9 protein-coding genes are annotated in these 10,645 nt (G+C 63.3%); 3 read left to right on the top strand and 6 right to left on the bottom strand.

The genetic code is table 11. The features are described from left to right. Window positions 1–168: 168 nt before the first annotated feature. The 6 genes from QZY44_RS27610 to QZY44_RS27590 all read right to left on the bottom strand — a co-directional run bounded on the left by QZY44_RS27610 (window position 169) and on the right by QZY44_RS27590 (window position 6,401). On the bottom strand, window positions 169–531 hold the full coding sequence (locus QZY44_RS27610; RefSeq protein WP_295455671.1) for a hypothetical protein: 363 nt from the start codon (window positions 529–531) through the stop codon (window positions 169–171). Window positions 532–873: 342 nt separating this feature from the next. Continuing rightward, window positions 874–1,242, bottom strand: coding sequence for an N-6 DNA methylase (locus QZY44_RS27605; RefSeq protein ID WP_295455669.1), 369 nt, complete (start codon window positions 1,240–1,242; stop codon window positions 874–876). Beyond that, window positions 1,218–1,436, bottom strand: coding sequence for a type I restriction-modification system subunit M N-terminal domain-containing protein (locus tag QZY44_RS35975; protein ID WP_365305404.1), 219 nt, complete (start codon window positions 1,434–1,436; stop codon window positions 1,218–1,220). The genes QZY44_RS27605 and QZY44_RS35975 overlap by 25 nt, the downstream gene beginning before the upstream one ends. 156 nt (window positions 1,437–1,592) lie before the next feature. Continuing rightward, complete coding sequence (locus QZY44_RS27600) at window positions 1,593–3,050, bottom strand: DUF945 family protein (RefSeq protein WP_295455667.1); 1,458 nt, start codon at window positions 3,048–3,050, stop codon at window positions 1,593–1,595. Between the two features lie 78 nt (window positions 3,051–3,128). Continuing rightward, the gene (gene dxs / locus QZY44_RS27595) at window positions 3,129–5,027 is read right to left on the bottom strand and encodes a 1-deoxy-D-xylulose-5-phosphate synthase (protein ID WP_295455665.1); all 1,899 of its coding nucleotides are present in this window, start codon (window positions 5,025–5,027) and stop codon (window positions 3,129–3,131) included. 372 nt (window positions 5,028–5,399) lie between these two features. Beyond that, a complete protein-coding gene (locus tag QZY44_RS27590; RefSeq protein WP_295455663.1) occupies window positions 5,400–6,401 on the bottom strand; it encodes a LysR family transcriptional regulator in 1,002 nt (333 codons plus the stop codon). A gap of 251 nt (window positions 6,402–6,652) precedes the next feature. Between QZY44_RS27590 and QZY44_RS27585 the strand changes: the two genes are divergently transcribed. The 3 genes from QZY44_RS27585 to QZY44_RS27575 all read left to right on the top strand — a co-directional run bounded on the left by QZY44_RS27585 (window position 6,653) and on the right by QZY44_RS27575 (window position 10,556). After that, the gene (locus tag QZY44_RS27585; protein ID WP_295455661.1) at window positions 6,653–8,047 is read left to right on the top strand and encodes a ribulose-bisphosphate carboxylase; all 1,395 of its coding nucleotides are present in this window, start codon (window positions 6,653–6,655) and stop codon (window positions 8,045–8,047) included. Between the two features lie 281 nt (window positions 8,048–8,328). Continuing rightward, window positions 8,329–9,135, top strand: a complete 807-nt coding sequence (locus QZY44_RS27580) for a CbbQ/NirQ/NorQ/GpvN family protein (RefSeq protein WP_295455659.1) — start codon at window positions 8,329–8,331, stop codon at window positions 9,133–9,135. Between the two features lie 353 nt (window positions 9,136–9,488). Next, complete coding sequence (locus QZY44_RS27575) at window positions 9,489–10,556, top strand: HNH endonuclease (protein WP_295455657.1); 1,068 nt, start codon at window positions 9,489–9,491, stop codon at window positions 10,554–10,556. Window positions 10,557–10,645: the final 89 nt, after the last annotated feature.

The raw sequence follows: 10,645 nt of genomic DNA, 5'->3' as shown, positions 1-10,645 counted from the left end.
GCGGGGTGGAGCAGTCTGGCAGCTCGTCGGGCTCATAACCCGAAGGTCGTAGGTTCAAATCCTGCCCCCGCTACCAATTGAAAAGGCTTATCGGTGAACCCGATAGGCCTTTTTTTTGTCCGGCTCAAGCCGCCGCGCGGCTGCCGAGATCGCGCAGCACCGGCGATTCTATTTGAAAGCTACTTTGGCATTATCCAACCATCCAGGATACTCGGCACTCTTTAGCTTGGCGGTTACTGTAACATTCTGGCATTTGATGTCATTTTGAGTAATGATTGGCTTGGAGCACTTAGCCAATACGAATTTTAGACTGGATTTGTCCATTGTCTTGGCGCTGAGCGATACATCCTGATTGCCAACGCTGCAATAAGTGGCACCGAGGTCCGCGGAGCGCACGTTGCATCGGATAGTCACCTCTTTACCCTCGTATGCTCGCGGATTGGCGATCAGATCGCTGACGGTCACGTCGGTCTTGGCAAAACAGCTGGCAGAGAGCGTTAAGGCCAGAGGAAGAAATAGTGATGCTTTCATGATCGGACTCGATGAGCGGTGGGCCGAGAAGTTCGACAGAATTTATCGGCATGATTGACAAGGATACGACGCATTGCCCGCATGAGCAAGACAGTTATCCTTGAACTTTGCGGCGGCGAGTCCTCCCAGGTTTCTGGCTCCCACGCTCCAGCGTGGGAGTACGTCACATGTGTATAAGGATGAGCGCTCCCGCGTGGGAGCAAGTCACGACGCTCCAGCGTCGCGTTTTATTCGGTAGCGGCCGGGCAGGACGCGGATGACGGGCCGCTAGAGCAGCCGGACTGCATTCCCACGCTGGAGCGCGGGAACGAGCGGACCGAGGAGAACGAGACGATGGATAGCTCATTTCAGCATCTCCTCCAGCCGCGTCAGGCCCTGTGCTATCTCCGCTTCGATCTCCCGCAGCTCGCAGCTCGCGGTTGCGCTTGTCGTCCAGCGAGTAGCCGTCGGCCTGCACGTCATAGAACCAGACTTGATCGGTGCCGCCGACACGGTCTTGGTGAAGCACAGGATGGCGGTGGATACAGCGGCATAGGGGCGGAAGACCCCGGAGGGGAGCTTGATGACGGCATCGAGCTTGTGCTCCTCCACCAGCATCCGCCGCAGCGCCTGATGTGCCTTGGACGAGCCGAACAGTACGCCGTCCGGGGCGATGACGGCGGTCCGCCCGCCGATCTTGAGCAGCCTCAGGAAGAGCGCGAGGAACAGCAACTCAGTCTTCTTGGTCTCGACGATCCGCTGCAGGTCCTTGGCGGTGGCCTCGTAGGGGTGTGCAGGTCGGCCAGGCGCTTGATGAAGAGGAGGTAGGTGATCTGCTCGATCACCGAGAGTGGGTTTGATACCCCGCCGGACCAGAAGGCGTCCCGGATGCGGTCGACCTGGTTCCTGATGTCACCTGTCAGCACCGGTGGCGGACTTCGTCGTGTTCTTGTGTGGGATGGGTCAGAGGTGCACTCGTCGCGGCCGGGGGGCCGCTCCTACGGCGTAGGAGCGGCCCCCCGGCCGCGACGAGTGGCCGCACGGACGGTGGCCGGAGTTGCGCCCCGGTACCGGGGCGGTTGCTAACGCCCGGCCGAGAACCGCAGCGGCGCCCGCTTGCCGTTGATGGTGAGCTTCCCGCGGTCGATCCGCAGGGCGCTGGTGACGCGGTTGTCGCTGGCGGTGACCCAGCCGCCGTCGATCCATTCCTGCAATTGCGCCGTGGCGGCGCTGCGGGCCGCGGTGTCGGTACCCGCGAGCCAGTTGACCGCGACGGGGCGGGGTAGGGCGAGCTCGCCGTCGCCGCTGAGCAGCGTTTCCGGTCCGCCGCCCAGCAGGGCGCCAAGCAGGGCGGCAGTGCCATTGCTGCCGCTGCCATGGTTGACGGCGGCGATGGCCAGGTGCCCCGCCACCGGGCCGTCCGTGGTGCTCATCGTCAAGGGGTTGATCTTGATGCTGGGGCCGGCGGCCAGGAAACGGGGCAGTACCTGCGCCACCAGCGTGAGCCCCGCCACACCGCGCTCCGCCGGGGTCGCGGTGTCGGACATCAGGATACGCACGCCAAAAATGATCTCGGTGAGTGTCCGAACGTCCAGCGACTGGGCCGACAGGCCGATCACCGGGGACTGATAGTCGTTACCGCGCAGCCGCAACTGCTGCGCGCTTGCGTTGAGTCGCAGGCCGAGTCGCAGGGTGGGGGCCTCGCCCTCGGGCACCTGATCCAGCCTCAGCGTCAGTCGTTCCAGGATGGTTTCGTTGGGGGGCGCGCCGGTCTGCGATCCGGCCTGCGGCGCCGCGGTGAACCGGGCAGCGGCAATGTCGAGATTGGCGTAGCCGCTGAAGAGGCCGCCGGCCCAGTCAGTGAGTTGCGCCCTGAGCTGCGCGTCCGTCAGGCTTGCCGCAGGGCCGGCGGGGTTGCTCAGTGCCAGGTCCGGGATACGCAGATCGACCTGTGCCTGGCGCGGGTTCAAACTGAAATCGACGGTGCCGGTGATCGTCTTGCCATGCAGCCGATAGGCATCCCGCGGCTGGGTTTGGTTGGCGGCCTCCTCGGTGGCCTGCTCGGTGGTCTGGTCGGGGGCCGGGATCAAAAGGTGCGTACGCCCGGCGCCGTTGGCCCCGACGCTGGTGGTGAGGATGAGCGGCGGCAGCGGCAGCGGTGCATCGATCCATTCGACGCGGGTGCGGACCCGGGCTGCCACGGGGAAGGGGCCGCCGCCGAACCCGGCGCTGAGCCAGGCCCAGGGGCCTTGGTCGATGCGGCTGTCGAGACGGATGTGCTTGAGGCCGGGGGCAAATACCGGGTGGTCCGCGGTTTGCCGGGTCAGTTCCGCGGTGGCGTGTGAACGGAACCAGCCGCGGTCATAGCGCTCCACCAGGACCCAGCCGGCGGGCAGTGAGTCGACGGCGCTGCGCAGCAGGTCCTGATAGGCGCGTTGGGCGCTGGCGCCCAGTACCCTGGGCAGCGCAATCGGCACCAGGACGAGGATCGCGGTGAGGGCGATCAGGACGCCTTTGACGATGCGGTTTAGCGGTTTCATTGGGCGCTCCGGGTAATCAGGGGAGGCACCGCCGCTGCGGTGCGGCGCCTGCCTTGGTGCTGGCCTTGACGCCGGCGGTCACCCGGCGATGGCGGCGGGGACTGGGGCGAGATGCAGGCCCAGGCGTTCCAGTTCGGCATGGACGCGGGTGCTGATGCCGGCCGCGTCGAGTCCACAGGCGGCGAGTTGGGCGGCGTGTTCGGCGTGCTCCACGTTGCGATCGGGCAGTCCCAGGTGGATGAGTCGCATCACGACACCGTGCTCGGATAGCAGTTCGGCGACGGCGCTACCGGCCCCGCCGGCAATGGCGTTTTCCTCCAGGGTAACCAGGACGTCATGGCTGGCCGCCAGTTCCAGGATCAGCTGCACATCCAAGGGCTTGACGAAGCGCATGTCGGCGACGGTGGCATCCAGCGCGTCGGCGGCGGCCAGGGCCGGGGCGACCATGCTCCCGAAGGCGAGCAGGGCGCAGTGCCGGCCGCGGCGCAGCACCCGGCCACGCCCGATGGCCAAGGCCGGGGCGGCGGGGTCGATGATCGCCCCGCAGCCGCCGCCGCGCGGATAACGCACCAGCGCGGGCCCCGGGTATTCATAGGCAGTGCGCAGCATCGCCCGGCACTCGTTCTCGTCCGAGGGGGCCAGGATGACGAGGTTGGGGATGCACCGCCCGAAGCTCAGGTCGATGCTCCCGGCGTGGGTGGCGCCGTCGGGTCCCACCAGTCCGCCCCGGTCCACCGCGAAGGTCACATCCAGGTTCTGCAGGCACACGTCGTGGATGAGTTGGTCGTAGGCGCGCTGCAGGAAGCTGGAGTAGATGGCCACCACCGGTTTGAGGCCATCGCAGGCCATCCCGGCGGCGAGGGTGACGGCGTGCTGCTCGGCGATCCCGACGTCGAAAAAGCGCTCCGGGTAGCGTTTGGCGAAGGCGGTGAGGCCGGAGCCCTCGCACATGGCGGGGGTGATACCCACCAGGCGCGGGTCTTGTTCCGCGGTGTCGGCGAGCCAACTGCCGAAGATTTGCGTATAGCTGGGCGAGCCCGCCGGCCCCTTGATCAGTCGCCCGGTGTGGCGGTCGAAGGGGGTCACGCCGTGGTAGGTCACCGGCTGGCCCTCGGCCGGTTCATAGCCGCGGCCTTTCTGGGTGACGATGTGGAGCAGGCGCGGACCCGGGATGCCGCGCATGTTGCGCAGGGTGCGGATCAGGCCGGGGATATCGTGGCCGTCGATGGGGCCGATGTAATTGAAGCCGAGTTCCTCGAACAGGGTGCCGCCCATCACCATGCCCTTCATGTGCTCCTCCCAGCGGCCCACGAACTCGCGCAGGTGGGGCATGGCCTTGAGCGCCGTCTTGCCGCCTTCGCGCACGGTGGTGTAGAGCTTGCCGGAGAGCAGATGGGACAGGTGGTTGCTGATGGCCCCCACCGGCGGGGAGATCGACATTTTGTTGTCGTTGAGCACCACCATCAGGTCGACGTCGAGCGCGCCGGCGTGGTTCAGGGCCTCGAAGGCCATGCCGCCGCTCAAGGCGCCGTCGCCGATCACCGCGACCACCTGGCGCCGCTCCCCATGCTGCCGGGCGGCCAGGGCCATGCCCGCTGCGGCGCTGATGGAGGTGCTGGAGTGGCCGACGCCGAAGCTGTCGTAGGGACTCTCACTGCGCTTGGGGAAGCCGGAGAGTCCGTCCTCCTGGCGCAGCGTGGACATGCGCGAGCGCCGGCCGGTGAGGATCTTGTGGGGGTAGGCCTGATGGCCCACGTCCCACACCAAGCGGTCGCGGGGGGTGTCGAAGACGTAGTGCAGCGCGATGGTTAACTCCACCACGCCGAGTCCGGCCGCCAGGTGGCCGCCGGTCTGTGCGACACTATCGATGAGAAAACTACGTAATTCGCCCGCGAGTTGGGGCAACTGACCCTCGGCCAGGGCGCGCAGGTCTGCGGGTGTGTCAATGGATTGGAGTAGCGGGTGCCGGTGAGGCATGATTCTGGTCGGTCGTCTTGCTGGCCGCGCCGGTGGCGCTTAAGGTCCCGCGCGGGCGGCAGCCGGCACGGGGGGAAGGCCGTCGGAGCGGGCGCCGCGCCTGGTCCGTCTCAAGCGGGTGCAGCGGCGGTCGGTCGAGGCCGGCGGTAGCGGGCTAGTGTAGTCGATGCGCACCGGCTGGGCACAGTCGAACATGACTGTAAAGATTGCGCGGTCTTTCGAGGAAAAGGAACGCTGTTCTTGCCAAGCAACATTAAGCGTTCGCGCTGCCGGAGAGTAAATGGACAGGATTAACAGGATTTCGCAGGATTAACAGGATGTCCGACGGGCTGCTATCTCCAGTTATCATATTGTAAATCTTGAGAAATCCTGTCACTCCTGTCCCATTTCCTGCCGCTTGCTGAAGGCTTCGAGTGGTATCGGGCGTTGCGCTTCGGGGTACTCAACCGTCGGCACGGGGACAGACGATAAGGCCGGCGCGGCAATGCGGGGGGCCTCCTCGACCACGAAGTCGCGGAAGGCGCGGGCCGCGGGGGAGAGACGCTTGCCGCGCCGATACACCAGATGCCACTTGCGTGCTAGCGGAAACCCTTGCACGTCCAGGACTTTGAGTCGTCCGGTCTCCAGTTCCAGTTCGATGGTATGCGCGGAGACGACACTCAGACCGAGGCCGGCACGCACCGCCTGCTTCACCGCCTCGTCGCGGGTCATCTGCATGCCGTGGCGGATTGCCATACCCTGCTCCTTGAAGAACCGCTCCATCGCCTGGCGGGTGCCTGAGCCCGGTTCGCGCATCACGAAAACCTCGCTGCCCAGTCGCGCCATCGGGATCGCGTGCGCGTCCGCCAGAGGATGCGTGGGCGGGGCGATGACCACCAGCGGGTTGTCCATGAAAGACTCTGATTCCACGTCGATGTCGCTGGGCGGCATCCCCGTGATGGCTACATCGATACTGTTGTTGTCCAGCAGACGCATCAGGGTCTCCCGGTTGGTCACGTCCAGCCGCGGGGTGACACCCGGGTAGCGCTGGTGGAAGACCGCCAGCAGGCGCGGGGCGAAATAGTTGACGGTGCTGACGACCGCGATGTGCAGCCGGCCCCGGTTCACGCCTTTGAGCGACTGCAGGACCTCGTCCATCTCCTGGAGCGAGCGGTTGATGCTGCGGCTATAGTTGTAGATCTCGCGCCCCGCCTCGGTCAGTTCGATCCCCTTGCCCAGGCGCTCGAACAGTGGCAGACCCGCGGTCTCCTCCAACTGGCGCACCTGCATGGAGACGGCCGGCTGGCTCAAGTGCAGTTCTTCGGCGGCGCGGGTGTAGCTCAGGTGGCGGGCGACGGCCTCGAAGACCCGAAGTTGGCGCAGCGTCAGATGCATCGGCGATCTCTGGTGGCGGGGAAGGGGGGGCGGTCGCCGGTCGCGGCAGCCGGCTAAATGGCGGACGGGGACCAGCTCCCGGCATAAGGTCAAACTTATGTGTGCCATAAAATACTTAGAATGTACTTATGTTGCAAGTCCGGGTAAATTGCCGGCTCAGTGAGTGCAAGGCGGTCTTGGCGACAAGACATCGAAGATGCACGATACTATTTATCCCACGTCGGCCAACTCAACCACTTTAGGAACCATCCATGTCGCTTGACCAGTCCGCGCGCTACTCTGACCTCAGCTTGACCGAAGCCGACCTGATCGCGGGCGGCAAGCACATCCTGGTCGCCTACCGGATGAAGCCCAAGGGCAGCATCGGCTACCTGGAGGCCGCCGCACACTTTGCCGCCGAGTCCTCCACCGGCACCAACGTTGAGGTTTCCACCACCGACGACTTCACCAAGGGCGTCGACGCGCTGGTCTATTTCATCGACGAGGCGAACGAGGACATGCGGATCGCCTATCCGCTCGACCTGTTCGATCGGAACATCACAGACGGGCGGATGATGATCGTCTCCTTCCTGACCCTGTGCATCGGCAACAACCAGGGCATGGGCGACATCGAATACGGTCAGATGATCGACTTTTATGTCCCGGATCGCGCCATCCAGCTGTTCGACGGCCCGTCCAAGGACATCTCCGACCTGTGGCGCATCCTGGGCCGCCCGGTGAAGGACGGTGGTTACATCGCCGGCACCATTATAAAGCCCAAGCTCGGCCTGCGCCCTGAGCCCTTCGCCCACGCGGCGTACCAGTTCTGGCTGGGCGGCGACTTCATCAAGAACGACGAACCCCAGGGCAACCAGGTCTTCTGCCCCTCGAAGAAGGTCATCCCCCTGGTCTATGACTCGCTAAAGCGCGCCCAGGACGAGACCGGCGAGGCCAAGCTGTTCTCCGCCAATATCACCGCCGACGACCACTACGAGATGTGCGCCCGGGCGGACTACATCTTGGAGACCTTCGGACCCGACGCGGACAAAGTTGCCTTCCTGGTCGATGGCTTCGTCGGCGGCCCCGGCATGATCACCACCGCGCGGCGTCAGTACCCCAACCAGTACCTGCACTACCATCGTGCCGGTCACGGGATGATCACCTCGCCGTCCGCACGGCGCGGCTATACCGCCTTCGTGCTGGCTAAGATCTCCCGTCTGCAAGGGGCCTCCGGCATCCACGTCGGAACCATGGGCTACGGCAAGATGGAAGGCGGCGCGGACGACAAGATCATCGCCTACATGATCGAGCGTGACGAGTGCCAGGGTCCGGTCTACTATCAGAAGTGGTATGGCATGAAGCCCACCACCCCGATCATCTCCGGCGGCATGAATGCACTGCGTTTGCCTGGTTTCTTCGAGAACCTGGGTCACGGCAACGTCATCAACACTGCCGGCGGCGGTGCCTACGGTCACGTCGACTCCCCGGCGGCGGGGGCCATCTCGCTGCGCCAGTCCTACGAGTGCTGGAAGGCCGGTGCCGACCCGATCGAGTGGGCCAAGGATCACAAGGAGTTCGCCCGTGCCTTCACCTCCTTCCCGCACGACGCGGACAAGCTCTTCCCGGGCTGGCGCGACAAAATCGGCGCGGCGGCGCAGCACAAGTAAGATGGGCGGGGCGCTGACCGTGCCCTGAACAAAGCCCCCGCCCCGCGGGGGCTTTTTGTTTTTGGCCCGTTGCCCTATCGTTGCCCATCGATCTCACTCCACCCGCGCCCTCCGGCTGCGCTCGTGATGCCGCTCCAGCGGTGTCACGCATGTGTCAGGCGCTCCGCGCCGGGGGGCGGTGCCTAGCGTCGGATCAAGGGCGAAGGCTTCTTGGCGTCTCTGCGCCTTGGCGTGAGATTTTTTCAGGCCTTTCGACATCACCCTCGACCCCACGAGCCCCCATGAGCATCGACACCGAGCAATACCGGATCAAAGACGAGCCCTTCTACCAGCCCCAGGGTAACGAGGTCGCACTCTATGAGGCCGCGTACCAGCGCCGCCTGCCGGTGATGGTCAAGGGTCCCACCGGTTGCGGCAAGTCGCGCTTCATCGAGCACATGGCCTGGCGTCTGGGCAAGCCGCTGATCACCGTCGCCTGTAATGAGGACATGACCGCCTCGGATCTCGTCGGGCGCTACCTGCTGGACGCCACCGGTACCCGTTGGCTGGACGGTCCACTCACCGTTGCCGCGCGCATCGGCGCCATCTGCTATCTGGATGAGATCGTCGAGGCCCGCCAGGACACCACTGTCGTCATCCACCCATTGACCGACCACCGGCGCGCCATGCCGCTGGACAAGAAGGGCGAGGTCGTCACCGCCCACCCCGATTTCCAATTGGTCATCTCCTACAACCCGGGCTATCAGTCCCTGATGAAGGATCTCAAACAATCCACCAAACAGCGCTTCTCCGCCCTGGTCTTCGACTACCCGCCGGCGGACCTTGAGACCCAGATCGTTGCCACCGAGACCGGCACCAGCCTGGAGATTGCAGCCGCCTTGGTCAAGATCGCCGCGGCAGCGCGAAACCTAAAGGGTCATGGGCTGGATGAAGGCATTTCCACCCGATTGCTGGTCTATGCCGCCAATCTGATGGATGAGGGGATTGCACCGCGCGAGGCGAGCCGGATGGCGTTGGTTGATCCGATTACTGACGATGAGGACATACGATCGACGCTGCATCATGCGATTGACACGGTCTTTCCATAAGAATTTTTCCGTCGGGCGCGCTAGGCACTGTGCCGCTATTGAGGGTAGTGCCGCGCGCCCGCCGGAAAAATTCTTATTGGTTTAATACAGAAAACAGCCTGGCGCGATTTCTCGTTCCCACGCTCCGCGTGGGAATGCAGCCCGTAGGATGGGTTGAGCGCAGCGAAACCCATCGCCAGCGCTTCGGTAAGACGTTGATTGCTTGGTTCTTCTCGTTCCCACGCTCCGCGTGGGAATGCAGTCTTGGCCGCTCCAGCGGCCAGTCCGGCAATGTGACATCCGATATTCACGCTATTACAGGCATTTGCAGGCCACCGCGAAACCGATGATCTCGCTGTTTGGAAAACGGGTACATGATGGACCGCAAACAAATTGATTTTGATGAAAGCGACAGAAACCTGTTCCAAGTGGATGACGCCCGACTTCGCGCTGATGCGCTGAAGCATTCCATCCTGCCGCGCCTGCACGCGGTGATGAACGAATGTGTCTCGGCAATCAGGCGGATCTATGATATCGAGGTCTTGGATGATTCGATCGTCTCCTATTATCCTCATTTCAGACCGAAACGGGAAAGGGAACTGACGTTGCTGTATGATTCGTCATACGTCGCCTTGGGGGGCAAGAGACTGCCGCGTTGGGCTGGTGTGAAACGCAAAGACGGGAAGCCCGTCAAGTTTCTTCCCTTTCGGCTTGGCCTGATACTGACCGAAGATGGCCTCAGTTTGCTCATGGAGCATTATTGGTTGAAGGGCCTCTCCAACGATTCCTACGAGAAATTGTTCCAGTTCCATCTTGACTTTGAGGGCTTGACGCATAGTTTGTGCTATCTGTCGAAAATGCGTCCCCGCCTATATTTCGATGCGACCATTGCCCCGATTGCGACATTCCGCGAGATGTACCTCTACATGATAAGGAAGCGCCTGTTTGATAATACTTTCGTGTCGCAGGGCGCCGAAGCATATCCGATTTCCAGGGCTGCCATCGACACTCTGGTTTGGCGGTACGCACTCTTTTTTCCCATCTATGACTCTTATATTCGTATCGCCAAGGCGGAGCCGGTCCGCTTTCTTGATCTGATTGCCAAGGCGAATCGCTGGCTAATGGAGGATGCCGAAGGCGGCAACTCGGATTCCACCGAAGGCCGATCTAGTTCCCGAGAGGACGTCATTTTGCGCGCAAAGGAAGCGGCCGAGACGCGTGTGAAAGTGATGCCGGCAATCCGCTGGCAAGTCTTCCAGCGAGATCAATGGAAATGTGTCTCGTGCGGCAGGGGCTCGCAACACGACGCCATCCTTCATGTCGATCATATTATCCCGCGTTCGAAGGGTGGTTCAGATGCACTCGATAATTACCAAACTCTTTGTGATGTGTGTAATATTGGTAAGGGTAATAGGGACAATACCGACCTTCGCGTAAAGTAGTTCGTGGATCGGGTTAGGCCGTAGGTTGGGGTGACGAAGGAACCCCAACAGCTTCGGGTCTCCGCTACGCCGCGTTGGGGTTCGCGATG

Origin of the sequence: uncultured Thiodictyon sp. (assembly GCA_903837595.1) — a bacterium.
In the GTDB taxonomy this organism is placed as follows: domain Bacteria; phylum Pseudomonadota; class Gammaproteobacteria; order Chromatiales; family Chromatiaceae; genus Thiodictyon.
Note: the sequence above shows the minus strand (reverse complement) of the source record. Positions and strands in the feature narration are given on the sequence as shown.

Excerpts from the sequence above, each read along its gene's own strand:
- QZY44_RS27585 (WP_295455661.1), top strand. The coding sequence starts at position 6,653 with ATGTCGCTTGACCAGTCCGCGCGCTACTCTGACCTCAGCTTGACCGAA.
- dxs (WP_295455665.1), bottom strand. The coding sequence starts at position 5,027 with ATGCCTCACCGGCACCCGCTACTCCAATCCATTGACACACCCGCAGAC.
- QZY44_RS27575 (WP_295455657.1), top strand. The coding sequence starts at position 9,489 with ATGATGGACCGCAAACAAATTGATTTTGATGAAAGCGACAGAAACCTG.
- QZY44_RS27610 (WP_295455671.1), bottom strand. The coding sequence starts at position 531 with ATGAAAGCATCACTATTTCTTCCTCTGGCCTTAACGCTCTCTGCCAGC.
- QZY44_RS27590 (WP_295455663.1), bottom strand. The coding sequence starts at position 6,401 with ATGCATCTGACGCTGCGCCAACTTCGGGTCTTCGAGGCCGTCGCCCGC.
- QZY44_RS27600 (WP_295455667.1), bottom strand. The coding sequence starts at position 3,050 with ATGAAACCGCTAAACCGCATCGTCAAAGGCGTCCTGATCGCCCTCACC.
- QZY44_RS27580 (WP_295455659.1), top strand. The coding sequence starts at position 8,329 with ATGAGCATCGACACCGAGCAATACCGGATCAAAGACGAGCCCTTCTAC.